Genomic DNA, 14,056 nt, shown 5'->3' with positions numbered 1-14,056 from the left:
TCCTCAGGTAGGATTTGAACCTACAACCCTCCGGTTAACAGCCGGATGCTCTGCCATTGAGCTACTGAGGAAAAGATCAAACGGACCGCTAACGATAGCGGCCGAGGCCCACCCTGTCAACCCGGACGGCCCCCCGAGGCTTACGCCTTCCCCGCCACGAACTGCTCGTAGCGATCGACCTCTTCCGTCGAGCCGATCGCGAGCGGGCAGCGGGCATGAGCGTCGTCGGGGACGACGTCGAGGACGGCGCCCGAACCGGTCGACGCGCGGCCGCCGGCGGCCTCGGCGACGAACGCGAGCGGATGGCACTCGTAGAGAACGCGGAGCTTGCCGTTCGGCGTTTTCGGATCCGAAGGCTCGGCAGGATAGAGATAGACGCCGCCCTGCTGGAGGATCCGGTGGAAGTCGCCCACGAGCGACGCCGAATAGCGCGTCGCGTGCCCGTCGCCGGTTTTCGGATCCGGCGTCTTCAGCCACTCGACGTAGCGGCGCGTCGCTTCGCTCCAGCGCGACTCATTCCCTTCGTTGACGGCATAGGGCCGGCCGCGCGGCGGCAGGCGCACGTTCGGCTTGGAGAGGAAGAACTCCCCCGAGTCGTCGAGCGTGAAGATCGCGACCTTTCCGCCGGCGGCGATCACGATCTCGGTCGCCGGTCCATAGAGGAGGTATCCCGCGGCGACCTGGTCGCGCCCCGAAGTGAGGAGCCCGTGGTCGCGTTCCTTCGGGCCGCGGCGGCGGCGGATCCCGAAGATCGTCCCGAGCGTGCCGTTGACGTCGAGGTTCTGCGAGCCGTCGATCGGGTCGAAGCAGACCGTGTAGTGGCCTCCCCCGTCGCGCTCGAAGACCTTCGGCTCGTCCAGCTCCTCGGACGCGGCGATCGAGACGATCCCGCCGTACCGGAGGTGCCGCAGGAAGACGTCGTTGGCGAAGACGTCGAGCTTCTCCTGGCGCTCGCCGTACACGTTCGAGGTCGCGGCGTAGCCCGTGTCGCCGGTCAACGTCGACCGGCGCAGGCGCTGCGCGATGATCTTCCCGCAGAGGGCGACGCGGTTCAGGAGCTCGGTCAGCTCCCCCGTCGCGTCGGCATGGGCGCGCTGCTCCTCGAGGAGATACTCGTTCAGGGTGATCTGATCCACGGCGCCCTCCCCCTCCGGCCGATGCAAACTCCCCGCCGGATCGCGGAGAATATCCCTCATGACCGACTTCGCGCGCGATTTCGACCCGGTCGACGAGGACGGGCGGCTGCGGATCGTCATCGACACGCCGAAGGGCAACCGCAACAAGTACAAGTGGGACGAGGACCTCGCGCTCTTCCGTCTGACCAAGGTCCTCCCGCCCGGTTTCGCGTTTCCGTGGAACTACGGCTTCCTGCCGCGGACGCGGTCGGAGGACGGCGATCCCCTCGACGCGATCGTCCTGATGGAGGAGCCGCTGTTCTGCGGGTGCGTCGTGCTCGCCCGTCCGCGCGCGATTCTGCGCATGGAGTCGGACGGCGACGCGAACGACCGGATCATCGCCTCGCCCGAGGGGGAGCACGAGGACCGGATCTACACCACCGAGGTGCCGGGACGGATCTTCGACGAGATCGCGACGTTCTTCGAGGCCTATCACCGCCTGCGCGGCGAGAAGACGCGGACGACCGGACGAGGGGATGCGAAGGAAGCCATGGCCGCCGTTCGACAGGCGATGGAGAGGTACGCCACCTAGTCGCGAGTCGGGCGCCTGGCGGCGCGGTCGGGCGCCTGACGGCGCGGTCGCGAGTCCGCGAATCACGAGTCACGAGTCAGGCGCCGCGGATTCCCGACTCGCGATTCGATTTCCTACTTGTCTTCCACGACCTCGTAGTGCGCGACGGTCGCCTCCGGCGGCACCAGAAACTTCGGGTCGTCCGGCAGCGCGTGCACCTTCTCCCAGTCCGGGCCGGTGAAATTCTTGATGTCGGCGGCCGTCTTCCAGTACGAGATCACGACGAATTCCGTCGTCGTCCCCTCTTCCCGGCGAAACATCTGCACGCCCGTGTTTCCCGCGATCTTCCGGATCTTCGCGACTCCGGCCTCGTCGAGATACTTCTGGTAGGCGTCGGCTTCGGCGGATCGCACGTGACCGCGCCAGATCCGCGCGACCGGCCGCGACGCCGGGACGGGATCGGCGCCGGCCGCCGGAGGGACGGCGGCCGCGAGGGAAAGCAACATGGCGGCGAGACCGCAGGCGAACGTCCGATTCATCGTCATCTCCTCCGGTGCTAGATTACCGCCGGGAGTAATCACGATGAAACGATGGGTGTTCTTCGCCGCCCCCGCGGCGGCTCTTCTCCTTCTCACCGGCGCGGCGCCGCCGCCCGCGGCGGCTCCGGACGACGTCGTTTTCGAAGGCGGCCTCGTCGTCGACGGCACCGGCGGCCCCTCTTTCCGGGCGGACGTCGCGATCCGCGGCGGAAAGATCTCCGCCGTCGGCCCCCTTTCCGGCCGGAGGAAATCGGCGGCGAGGCGCCGCATCGACGCCCGCTCGCTCGTCGTGACGCCGGGATTCATCGATCTCCTCGGGCAGTCCGAATACAACGTCCTCGTCGACCCGCGCGCCGCGTCGAAAATCACCCAGGGGATCACGACGGAGGTGACGGGAGAAGGGCAGTCGATCGCCCCGACGACGCCGAAGCTGATCGCGGAGCAGGAGGACGTCTGGAAGCACTACGGCGTGCGGCCGGACTGGACGACGCTCACGGGTTATTTCGACGCGTTCCGGAAGAAGGGTTCCGCGATCAACCTCGGGACGTTCGTCGGCCTCGGCACCGTCCGCCAGCTCGTGATCGGCACCGAGAACCGCCGGGCCACGCCCGCCGAGCTCGCGAAGATGGAATCGATCGTCGGCGAGGCGATGAAGGAAGGAGCGCTCGGAGTCTCGACGTCCCTCCAGTACGTGCCCGACATCTACAACTCGACCGAAGAGATCATCGCGATGGCCCGCGTCGCCTCGCAGCGGGGCGGAACGTATTTCACGCACCAGCGTTCGGAAGGCAACCGCATCGATGCCTCGATGGACGAGGTCTTCCGGATCGCCCGCGAGGCGAACATTCCGGCGAACATCTGGCACTTCAAGACGGCCGACAAGCGCAACTGGGGCCGAATGCCGCACGCGCTCGAACGGCTGCGCGAGGCGCGCGCGCAGGGCCTCGACGTCGCGGCGAACCAGTACCCCTGGACGGCGGCGGAGAACGGCCTGGACGCGTGCCTCCCGCCGTGGATGCGCGAGGGAGGGCGCGACCGGGAGCTCGCGCGGCTGAAGGACCCGGCGCTCCGCCGGCGCGCCCGCGAGGAGATGTTGAAGGACACCGACGAATGGGAGAACCAGTACTTCGGAGCCGGCGGACCGACGGGCGTCCTCGTCACCACCGTGATCGATCCGTCGCTCAAAAAGGACGAGGGGAAGACGATCGCGCAGATCGCGGAAGAGGAGAAGAAGGACCCGGTCGACGCGCTGATGGACCTCGTCATCGCGGACCGCGCGAACTCCTACTGCATCACGTTCATCATGTCGGAGGACGACGTGAAGGCGGCCCTGCAGGATCCGTGGGTCGCCTTCTGCACCGATTCCTCCGCGGAAGCCGAGGACGGGATCTTCTCGCAGGAGAAATCGCATCCGCGCGGGTGGGCGTCCACGGCCCGCATCCTCGCGAAGTACGTCCGCGACGACAAGGTCCTGCCGCTCGAGACGGCGGTCGCGAAAATGACGGCCCTGTCCGCCTCGCGCGCTCACCTCTGGGATCGCGGCCTCCTGCGGCCCGGGATGGCGGCCGACGTCGTCGCGTTCGACCTCGACAAGGTGAAGGTCAACTCGACGTTCACGGATCCCGTGCATTATTCGTCCGGGTTCCCCTACGTCGCCGTCAACGGGGTTCTCGTCGTCGACGCGGGAAAGATCACGGCGGCCCGTCCGGGACGGATCCTGCTCGGGCCGGGAGCGGACCGCCATTAACGAGGGAAACGGGTTGCCGGAAGCGACCAGGACGCACGCGTGGGGAACGCATCCGGAGATGTTCGGCCCCCGCCACGATCATCGGATCGCGATGATCGAGCGCGAAATCGCGCGACTGCCCCCGGACAGCCTCGTCCTCGAGGCTGCCGTGGGTCTCGGCCAGCTCGCGCAGCGAATCGCCGGCGCCGGCCTGAGGGTCGTCGGAATCGATTCCTCCTTCGAGGCCGCTCTCTTCGCGCGTCGGACGGCGGAGATCCCGGTGCTCGTCGGGGACCTGACGAACCTTCCGTTCGCCGCGGCGACGTTCGGCGGCGTGACGTCCGGGGAGACGCTGGAGCACCTCGACGACGACCGCGCGGCGGCTTCGGAGATCGGCCGCGTGCTCGCTCCCGGAGGAAGGGTCGTCGTCACGGTACCGGCGCTCGAAATCCTCTGGTCCGCGTCGGACGACTATTCGGAGCACCGCCGGCGCTACACGCGAGCGGAACTCGCGAACCTCTTCCGGAACGCGGGGTTCGACGTCGAAAAGGCGGCGTTCTGGGGATTCCCGGTCGTGCTGGTCTACGACGCGCTCTTCATCCTCCCGATGAACCGGCGCCGGTCCCGCCGTCCGACCGACGACGACGCGGCGCTCCGCGGCATCGCGAAGCTCGGCCGCCGGCGATGGCTCGTCCGCGCCGTCCGGGCCCTGTTCGCGATCGACCGCCTCTTCGCCTTCCTTCCGTTCGGGCCCGGCCTGCTGCTGGTGGCGCATCGCCGAGGCGGTCCGCCCCTGCCCCGCGCGGAGGCGCCGGCACCGTGAACGGCGCGGCAGGACGGCGCTCGTGACGCTCGCCTCCGGCGTCAAGCTGGGCGGCTATCAAATCGTCTCTCCTCTCGGGGCAGGAGGCATGGGCGAGGTGTACCGCGCGGCCGACACGAAGCTCGGGCGCGAGGTCGCGGTCAAGGTCCTCCCGGAGCGGCTGGCCGAGGACGCGGAAGCCCTCGCCCGGTTCGAGCGCGAGGCGCGGGCGGTCGCCGCCCTGAACCATCCGAACATCCTCGGGATCTACGATTTCGGACGCGAGGGCGGCGTCGCCTACGCCGTCATGGAGCTCCTGGAAGGAGAGACGCTCCGCGACCGGCTGGAAGCCGGGGCGATCCCGGTGCGCAAGGCGATCGACTACGCGCACCAGATGGCCATCGGCCTCGCCGCCGCGCACGAGCGCGGCATCATCCACCGGGATCTGAAGCCCGAGAACGTTTTCCTCACGGGCGAGGGACGCGTGAAGATCCTCGATTTCGGGCTCGCCAAGAGGACCTCGACGTCCGGCGCCGACGAGGTCACGAGCGCGCCGACGCTCTCGCAGCAGACCGATCCGGGAACGGTCATGGGGACCGTCGGCTACATGTCCCCCGAGCAGGTCCGCGGACTCGCGGTCGACGCCCGGTCCGACGTCTTTGCGTTCGGCGCGATCCTCTACGAAATGCTCTCGGGCCGCCGGGCGTTCCGGCGCGACACGGCGAGCGACACGATGTCGGCGATTCTCCGCGACGAACCGCCCGAGCTCCTCGAGTCGGGACGGAACATTCCTCCGGCTCTCGACCGGATCGTCCGGCACTGTCTCGAGAAGAACCCCGCCGAACGCTTCCACTCCGCGCGCGACATCGCCTTCGACCTCGAGGCGGTCGGTACCGCGTCGACGTCGGGAACCGCGCGGCCGGAAACGCTCCCCGGGCGGCGCATCCGCATGACCCCGGCCCTGGCCGTCGCCGTCATGGCGGCGGCCCTCGCCGCCGGCGCGCTCCTGGACCGGGTCCTCCGTCGCCCGCCCGAGCCTGCCCTCGTCGCGATCCGGCCCCTGACGCACTCGGGCAAGGACATGCTTCCCGCCGTCTCGCCGGACGGGAAGACGATCGCGTTCACGTCCTTCCGTGACGGCACGCCGCGGATCTGGTTGAAACAGATCGCGACGGGCGACGAGGTCGCGCTGACCTCCGGCAGCGACTTCGATCCCCGGTTCTCCCCCGACGGCGCGCAGGTGCTGTTTCTCCACGGCGAACTCCCGCTCGCCATCCCCGTCACCTCGACGGACGCGGACCTGTACCGGATCCCGGTGATCGGCGGCACGCCGAGGAAGATCGCCGTTCGGACGGGAGACGCCGACTGGTCGCCCGACGGAAAGGCGATCGCGTTCGTCCGCGTGAACGGGGTGCCCGCCTCCTCGACGCTCAGCGTCGTCGGCAGCGACGGCGGGGAACCGAAGGAGATCTACCGCGTCTCCGACCGGCTGCTCCGCTGGCCCCGCTACTCGCCGGACGGGAAGACGATCGCCGTTTCCTCCTATCCCGCGCTCGCCGGCGGCTCGCGGATCGATTTCGTCGCGTCGGACGGCGCTTCGCACCGCACCCTTCCGGTCCCTCCGAGCCTCGGACTGATCTCGAGCGTCGTCTGGGGCGCGTCGTCGCGCGACCTCCACTTCGCGCAGGCGCTGCAGGCACGCTACGGCGGGAGCCGACTCGTGCGCGAAGACGTCCGGTCGGGGGCCGCGAAGCCTCTCGTCTGGCTCCCGTTCGAGGTGGAATCGCTCGATTCGCTGGCCGACGGCGTCCTGGTGGCCGATGGCGCGACCGCGCGCCAGAATCTCGCGGAGATCGACCTGGCCGACCCCGCGAAGCCTCCGAAATGGCTCACTCGCGGCACCAGCGCCGATCGCCAGCCGGTCTTTTCCCCCGACGGCGAGTGGGTCGCCTTCTCGTCCAACCGGAGCGGGAACCTCGACATCTGGGAGGTGTCGACGAAGACCGGGGCGATCCGCCGGCTGACGGAGGACGCCTCCGACGACTGGGACCCGGGGTTCACGCACGACGGAAGACTCATCTGGAGCTCCGCCCGGACGGGCCATCTCGAGATCTGGCAGGCCGACGCCGACGGCAGCTCGCCGCGCGCGGTGACCCGCCAGACGGCCGACGCCGAGAACCCGACGGACACGGGGGACGGCTGGATCTACTACGCCCTCACGAGCTCGTCCCACGACGGGCTCTGGAAGACGAAGGCCGACGGCAGCGGAGAGGCTCGCGTCGGCCCGTGCGTCAACGTCCCGGAGGTCTCGCCCGACGGGAGATGGATCGCCTGCCCCGATCTCAACGTCGGACCGATCCGCGTCATCCGAACTTCCGACGGCGCGGTCGTTCCCTTCACGGTCGACGTCCCTCACCCCCGCACGACGGACACGCAGATGGGACGAGCCCGTTGGTCGATCGACGGAAGACGCCTCTATTTCCTCGGCCAGGACGACAACGGCGTCAACGGGATCTACGCCCAGGACTTCGATCCGGAGAAAAGTGACACCCGCGCGTCGCGGCGCAAGGTCGCGGGATTCGATCCGAACCTCGAGGCGGAATCGTTCGCCATCTCCCCCGACGGCAAGCGGCTCGTCGTCGCCTTCCTCGAGCGGCTCTACGGGATCTCGACGATCGAAGGCGTTCCGGCCGCGGCGAGGAGAAGCGCGTCCCGCTGACTTCCTCGTCGCGGGAGGTCCCTTCGGCCCGGTATCCGATGCTCGTCCACGCCCCGTCTCCGGCGCCGGCGCCGGCGCGCCGAAACGCGCCGCCGGAACGAAGAAGAGGGATGAGGCCCGGCCGCGGTATGATCGCGGCCACAAGCTCGGGGTGAAATGACGCTTGACGCCGGCACGAAGCTCGGCCCGTACGAAATCCTGTCGCCCCTCGGCGCCGGCGGCATGGGCGAGGTCTACCGGGCGCGCGATACGCGGCTCGGCCGCGAGGTCGCCGTCAAGGTCCTTCCGTCGCACCTCTCCGAGAACACCGAGCTCAAGCAGCGCTTCGAGCGCGAGGCGAAAGCCGTGTCGGCGCTCTCTCACCCACACATCTGCGCGCTCTTCGACGTCGGAAACGAAGCCGGCGTCGAGTACCTCGTCATGGAGCTCCTCGAGGGGGAGACGCTCGCGGACCGGCTGACGAAGGGGCCGCTTCCCGCCGACCAGGTCCTCCGGTTCGGCATCCAGATCGCCGACGCGCTCGACCGCGCGCACAAGCAGGGAATCGTCCACCGGGACCTGAAGCCCGGAAACGTCATGTTGACGAAATCGGGGGTGAAGCTCCTCGACTTCGGGCTCGCGAAACATCGCGCGGCGAACGTCGATTCGCAGATCTCGCAGCTCTCGTCGCTCCCGACCGAGATGACCCCGACGAATCTCACCGAGCGCGGGACGATCATGGGGACGTTCCAGTACATGTCTCCCGAACAGCTCGAAGGGAAGGAGGCGGACGCGCGGACCGACATCTTCGCGTTCGGTTGCGTCCTCTACGAAATGGCTTCCGGCCGGAAGGCGTTCGCCGGAAAGAGCCGCGCGAGCATGATCGCCGCGATTCTGGAGCGTGATCCGGCGCCGATCTCCTCGATCGTGCCGATGATCCCCCCCGCGCTCGACCGCGTCGTCAAGACCTGCCTCGCCAAGGAGCCGGACGACCGGTTCCAGACCGCGCACGACGCGAAGCTCCAGCTCGAATGGATCGTCGAGGGGGGATCGCAGGCGGGAGCGCCCGCGATCGTCGTCTCGCGGCGCCGGGCGCGCGAGCGCTGGGCGTGGATCGCAGCCGGAATCCTGGGGGCCGCCGCCGCCGCCCTCGGCGCGCTCCTGTGGCGTGCCGCCGGAAACCCGGCGTCGATGGTCCAGACCTCGATCCTCCCTCCCGAGAAGTCGTCCTTCGATTTCACCTCGGGAGCGATGGCGCTCTCGCCGGACGGGAGCCGGATCGCGTTCGTCGCGCCCGATCCTTCCGGCAAGAGCGTGCTCTGGGTGCGCCCCCTCTCCGGTCTCTCCGCGCAGCCGCTCGCCGGGACGGAAGGGGCCAAATATCCCTTCTGGTCTCCCGACAGCGCCCGGATCGGCTTCTTCATGGGCGCGAAGCTGAAGAAGATCGATGCGTCCGGGGGACCGGCCGAGACGATCTGCGACGCCGTCGAAGGTCGAGGCGGCACGTGGAACCGGGAAGGAACGATCGTGTTCGCGCCGAACTTCAACACCGGGCTGTCCAGGGTCGCCGCGGCCGGTGGGACGCCCGTTCCGATCACGAAGCTCGACCTCGCCCGCAAGGAGAACACGCATCGATGGCCCTGGTTCCTCCCGGACGGCCGGCATTTCCTGTTCGTGAATCGGACGACCGGGTCCGGAACCGAGCCGGAACGCACCGCGATCTGGCTGGGCACGCTCGACGGAAAGACCGCGGAGCTCCTCCACGACGTGGAGTCGGAGGCCCAGTACGCGTCCGGGCACCTCCTCTTCGTCCGGGAAGGGACCCTGCTCGCGCAGCGCTTCTCGCCCGGGAGCCGCAAGCTCTCGGGAGACGCGTTTCCGGTCGCCGAGCATCTGCAGAATCTGACCGGATACAGCCTGTCGATGTTCTCGGCCTCGCAAGCGGGCGCGCTCGTCTACATGGGCGGAGGGAGCCTCGGTCTCTCGCAGCTCGCGTGGCTCGACCGGACCGGGCGACAGATCGAGACGGTCGGGAACCCCGCGATGATCGCGCGGCCGAAGCTGTCTCACGACGAAAAGAGGGTCGCCATGGACGTCCGCGACCCTTCTTCGGCGAACACCGACGTCTGGGTCTTCGACATGGCGCGGCGGACCCAGACGCGGCTGACGTTCGCGCCCGGTTTCGACGGCTACCCGATCTGGTCTCCGGACGACACGCGGATCGTCTTCTCCTCCGACCGGAAGAATCCCGGAGACCTCTACGAGAAGTCGTCGGCCGGCACGGGCGAAGAGAAGCTCGTGTTGGCCTCCGATGCTCTGAAGACGCCGTTTTCGTGGACGACGGACGGAAGCCGGATCGGGTTCCAGACGTTCAACGCGAAGACGACGACCCGGACCGGCGATCTCTGGACCTTCTCCTTCGCCGACCAGAAGGCGACGCCCTATCTCGAGACCGACTTCAACGAGGGAGAGCCTTCGTTCTCCCCCGACGGAAAGTGGATCGCGTACGTCTCGAACGAATCGGGAAAGAACGAGATCTACGTGCGCACGTTCCCCGACACCGGCGGCAAGTGGCAGATCTCGACATCCGGCGGCGAGGACCCGCTCTGGAGCCGCGACGGAAGAGAGATCTTCTACGACGTCGGGACGAAATTGATGACCGTTCCGGTCAAGACGACGCCCGCGTTCGAGGCCGGCACGACGCAGATCCTCTTCGAGGCCCGCTTTCGGGCGGACTTCGGGGTCCAGTACGACGTGACGGGCGACGGGAAGAAGTTCCTGGTCGACCAGGACGTGACGCAATCCGCCGAGGCCCCGATCACGCTCGTCCAGAACTGGCTCGCGAAGAAGCGCTGATCGCAGCGATCCGTTTGCCCTCAAACCATATTCGGGACTCGCGCCAATCCGTTATGATCATGCCCACAGCATGCCCGTGGCGACCGGAACCCGGCTCGGTCCCTATGAAATCCTCGCGCCGCTCGGCGCCGGAGGAATGGGGGAAGTTTTCCGCGCGCGCGACACGCGCCTCGGCCGCGACGTCGCGATCAAGGTTCTCTCCGCCGACGCTTCCGAGAACGCCGACCGCCGGGTGCGCTTCGAGAAGGAGGCTCGCGCCGCCTCCGCGCTGAACCACCCGAACATCGTCTCGATCTTCGACATCGGAACGGCGGACGGAACCACGTACATCGCGATGGAGCTCGTCGACGGCGCGACGCTCCGGGAGTCGATGCCCGGCGGTCCGGTTCCGACGAAACGCCTCCTCGACATCGCCTGCGCGATCGCCGACGGGCTCGCGAAGGCGCACGCGGCCGGAATCGTGCACCGGGATCTGAAGCCCGAGAACGTCATGATCTCGAAGGACGGATTCGTCAAGATCCTCGACTTCGGGCTGGCGAAACTCGTCGAGACCCCCGACGAGAACGTCTCCGAAATTCCGACGGGCACGACACCCGGCATGGTCATGGGGACGGTCGGCTACATGGCGCCCGAACAGGCCAGCGGCAAGAAGGTCGACTTTCGGTCGGACCAGTTCTCGCTCGGCACGATCTTCTACGAGATGGCTTCGGGAAAGAAGGCCTTTCGCCGCGATACTTCGGCCGAGACCCTCGTCGCGATCATCCGCGACGAACCGGAACCCCTCGGGCCCGCAAACCCGAAGCTCCCGCCGCCGCTCCGCTGGATCATCGAGCGCTGCCTCTCGAAAGACCCCGAACAGCGGTACGCGTCGACTCGCGATCTCGCCCGCGACCTCGCGATCCTGCGGGAGCATCTCCCCGAGGCCACCTCTTCCGGAGAATTCCGCGCGGTTTCCCCTGAGACTTCTTCTCCCGCGGCGGTCGCGAGCTTCCAGCGGCTCTCGTTCCAGCGGGGGACGATTCTCTCCGCGCGGTTCGCGCCGGACGGCCGGACCGTCATCTACGGCGCCTCCTGGGATGGCAATCCGACGCGCCTCTTCTCCACGCGGCCGGAGAGCCCGGAGTCGAGCGCGCTGATGCTCCCGCACTGCGAGATCCTCGCGATCTCGGGGACAGGTCTCATGGCGGTCTCGCTCGACCGGCACTGGGCGGGGCGGTTCATCTGGAGCGGAACGCTGGCGCAGGTCTCGATGCTCGGGGGCGCCCCCCGCGAGGTCCTCGAAGACGTCCAGTGGGCGGACTGGGGGCCGGACGGCGCGAGCCTGGCGGCGGTGCGAAACGTCTCCGGCCGCCACCAGATCGAGTATCCGATCGGGAGAGTTCTCTATCAGACCGCGGGATGGATCAGCCATCCTCGAGTCTCCCCGGACGGACGTTCGGTCGCCTTTCTCGACCATCCCGCGCAGGGCAACGACGCGGGATCCGTGCGGATCGTCGACGCCGAAGGCAGGGTCCGCGTCCTCTCTTCCGACTGGATCACGGCCTACGGGCTCGCGTGGGCCCACGGCGGCCGCGAGATCTGGTTCACGGCGACCCGCACCGGCGTCGCGCGCGCGATCTGGGGAGTGACGCTGTCGGGCGAGGAGCGCCTGCTGCTCCGGACCCCCGGCGAGCTGACGATCCAGGACGTTTCGCGGGACGGCGGCGTTCTCGCCACGAGCGACAACGGCAAGGTCGGGATCGTCGGGCTCCCGCCCGGACAGGAGAAGGAACGCGACCTCTCGCTCCTCGACTGGTCGCGCGTCTGCGATCTCTCCCCCGACGGAAAGACGGTGCTCTTCGACGAATCGGGCGAGGGGAGCGGCGCCAACGGCGGAGTCTTCATCCGGCGAACGGACGGCTCGCCGGCGATCCGGCTCGGCGACGGCCGCGCCGAAGAGTTTTCGCCCGACGGAAAGTGGGTCGCTTCGCTGTCGCTCCGAGGCAACGCGAGCATCCTTCCCGTCAAGGCGGGGACCTCCCGGACGATCGAGCACCCGGGGCTCGCGGTGCACGCCGCCCGCTGGACGCCGGACGGGAAGAAGCTCCTGCTGCTCGCCAACGAGGTCAACGGCGGGCTTCGGCTCTTCGTCCACGCTCTCGACGACTCGCCTCCGCGTCCGATCACCCCCGAAGGATGCGCGCCGGGGTCCCTCCCCGTCTCGGCGGACGGGAAATACGTCGTCGTTCAGGGGCCCGATCAGGTCTTCTCGCTCTACGCGATCGAGGGGGACGAGCCGCCGCAGCCGATCCCGATCCTCACTCCCGACGACCGGCCGATCCGCTGGACGCCGATGGGGAACTCGCTCTACGTTTTCCGCCGCGGCGAGCTGCCCGCGCAGATCATGCGTCTCGACCTCGCGACCGGAAGGAAGGAGCGCGTGCTCGATCTCATGCCGCCGGACCCCGCGGGCGTCGTCGAGATCGTTTCCGTCCGGCTCACCCCCGACGCCGCCTCGTACGCGTACAGCTATCACCGGATCTTGTCGGACCTTCTGCTCGTCGAGGGCCTGAAATGACGCTCGCCGCCGGCAGCCGTCTCGGCCCGTACGAAATTCTTTCTCCCCTCGGCGCCGGCGGCATGGGCGAGGTGTACCGCGCGCGCGACTCGCGGCTCGGACGGGAGGTCGCCGTCAAGGTGCTCGCCGCGGGAACGACGGAAAGCAAGGAACGCACGCTGCGCTTCGAGCGGGAGGCGCGCGCCGCCTCGGCGCTGAACCATCCGAACATCGTCACGATCCACGACATCGGCGACGAGGACGGGACCGTCTTCATCGCGATGGAGTACGTCGACGGCGCGACGCTCCGGGAGTCCCTCCCGGGCGGGCCGATGCCGCCGAAGAAGATCCTCGACATCGCGGTGCAGGTCGCCGACGGCCTCGCGAAAGCGCACGCCGCCGGGATCGTCCACCGGGATCTGAAGCCCGAGAACGTGATGATCACGAAGGACGGGTTCGTCAAGGTTCTCGACTTCGGCCTCGCCAAGCTCGTCGACACGGGATCGGAAGGAGAAGGGCTCCCGACGTCCGCGCCGACCGCCACCCGCGAAGGGATGGTGATGGGAACGATCGGCTACATGTCACCCGAGCAGGCGTCGGGGATCGCGGTCGATTACCGCTCCGACCAGTTCTCGTTCGGCGCGATCCTCTACGAGCTCGCCACCGCCCGGCGCGCGTTCGAGCGCAAGACCGCTCCCGAGACCCTGACGGCGATCATCCGCGAAGAGCCGCCTTCCATCGAGCAGTTCGATCCGAGGTTCCCCGCTCCGCTGCGCTGGATCATCGAGCGATGCCTGGAAAAGGAGCCGGAGGAACGCTACGCGTCGACCAAGGACCTCGCGCGCGAGCTCGCGCGGCTCCGCCAGCGCCTCCCGGAAGCAACCGGCTCGGGCGAGACCGCGGCGAGCCCGGCGAAACGGGAGACCGAGGCGGCTCGCAGCTTCCAGCGGCTCTCCTTCCGGCGCGGCACGGTGCTCTCGGCGCGCTTCGCGCCCGACGCGCAGACCGTCATCTACGGCGCGGCATGGGAAGGGAGCCCGTTCCGGCTCTTTTCGACGCGCCGGGAGAGCCCCGAGTCGAGCGCGCTGATGCTCCCCGACGCCGAGATCCTCTCGATCTCCTCGACCGGAATGATGGCGATCTCGCTCGACCGGCACTGGGCGGGCCGGTTCATGTGGACGGGAACCCTCGCGCAGGTGTCGATCCTCGGCGG

Annotated in this window: 9 protein-coding genes and 1 tRNA gene; 7 read left to right on the top strand and 3 right to left on the bottom strand. The window is 68.5% G+C overall.

From position 1 onward, the window contains the following. Nucleotides 1-71 (bottom strand) — tRNA-Asn (locus VFS34_05925). A gap of 69 nt (nt 72-140) precedes the next feature. Continuing rightward, a complete protein-coding gene (locus VFS34_05920) occupies nt 141-1,136 on the bottom strand; it encodes a class 1 fructose-bisphosphatase (GenBank protein HET9793982.1) in 996 nt (331 codons plus the stop codon). A gap of 58 nt (nt 1,137-1,194) precedes the next feature. On the opposite strand from VFS34_05920, the gene VFS34_05915 reads away from it, so the two are divergent. Next, nucleotides 1,195-1,707, top strand: coding sequence for an inorganic diphosphatase (locus VFS34_05915; GenBank protein ID HET9793981.1), 513 nt, complete (start codon nt 1,195-1,197; stop codon nt 1,705-1,707). Between the two features lie 113 nt (nt 1,708-1,820). On the opposite strand, the gene VFS34_05910 is transcribed toward VFS34_05915, so the two are convergent. Beyond that, a complete protein-coding gene (locus tag VFS34_05910) occupies nt 1,821-2,225 on the bottom strand; it encodes an antibiotic biosynthesis monooxygenase (GenBank protein ID HET9793980.1) in 405 nt (134 codons plus the stop codon). A 43-nt stretch (nt 2,226-2,268) separates the two neighbouring features. On the opposite strand from VFS34_05910, the gene VFS34_05905 reads away from it, so the two are divergent. The 6 genes from VFS34_05905 to VFS34_05880 form a co-directional block, all read left to right on the top strand. After that, nucleotides 2,269-3,972, top strand: a complete 1,704-nt coding sequence (locus VFS34_05905) for a D-aminoacylase (protein HET9793979.1) — start codon at nt 2,269-2,271, stop codon at nt 3,970-3,972. Between the two features lie 13 nt (nt 3,973-3,985). Next, on the top strand, nt 3,986-4,774 hold the full coding sequence (locus tag VFS34_05900; GenBank protein ID HET9793978.1) for a methyltransferase domain-containing protein: 789 nt from the start codon (nt 3,986-3,988) through the stop codon (nt 4,772-4,774). A gap of 22 nt (nt 4,775-4,796) precedes the next feature. Beyond that, entirely contained in the window at nt 4,797-7,472 is a 2,676-nt protein-coding gene (locus VFS34_05895) for a protein kinase (protein HET9793977.1), read from the top strand. A gap of 156 nt (nt 7,473-7,628) precedes the next feature. Beyond that, a complete protein-coding gene (locus tag VFS34_05890; GenBank protein HET9793976.1) occupies nt 7,629-10,307 on the top strand; it encodes a protein kinase in 2,679 nt (892 codons plus the stop codon). A gap of 70 nt (nt 10,308-10,377) precedes the next feature. After that, nucleotides 10,378-12,864, top strand: coding sequence for a WD40 repeat domain-containing serine/threonine protein kinase (locus VFS34_05885; GenBank protein ID HET9793975.1), 2,487 nt, complete (start codon nt 10,378-10,380; stop codon nt 12,862-12,864). Further along, nucleotides 12,861-14,056, top strand: a 1,196-nt coding sequence (locus tag VFS34_05880; protein HET9793974.1) for a serine/threonine-protein kinase, incomplete at its 3' end; no start/stop codon positions are given. The genes VFS34_05885 and VFS34_05880, both read left to right, overlap by 4 nt.

This window comes from Thermoanaerobaculia bacterium, from assembly GCA_035717485.1.
Classification (GTDB): domain Bacteria; phylum Acidobacteriota; class Thermoanaerobaculia; order UBA5066; family DATFVB01; genus DATFVB01.
This window is presented reverse-complemented; position numbering and strand designations above follow the sequence as displayed.

Coding starts and splice junctions, on each gene's coding strand:
- VFS34_05915 (HET9793981.1), top strand. CDS start 1,195: ATGACCGACTTCGCGCGCGATTTCGACCCGGTCGACGAGGACGGGCGG.
- VFS34_05910 (HET9793980.1), bottom strand. CDS start 2,225: ATGAATCGGACGTTCGCCTGCGGTCTCGCCGCCATGTTGCTTTCCCTC.
- VFS34_05905 (HET9793979.1), top strand. CDS start 2,269: ATGAAACGATGGGTGTTCTTCGCCGCCCCCGCGGCGGCTCTTCTCCTT.
- VFS34_05890 (HET9793976.1), top strand. CDS start 7,629: ATGACGCTTGACGCCGGCACGAAGCTCGGCCCGTACGAAATCCTGTCG.
- VFS34_05885 (HET9793975.1), top strand. CDS start 10,378: ATGCCCGTGGCGACCGGAACCCGGCTCGGTCCCTATGAAATCCTCGCG.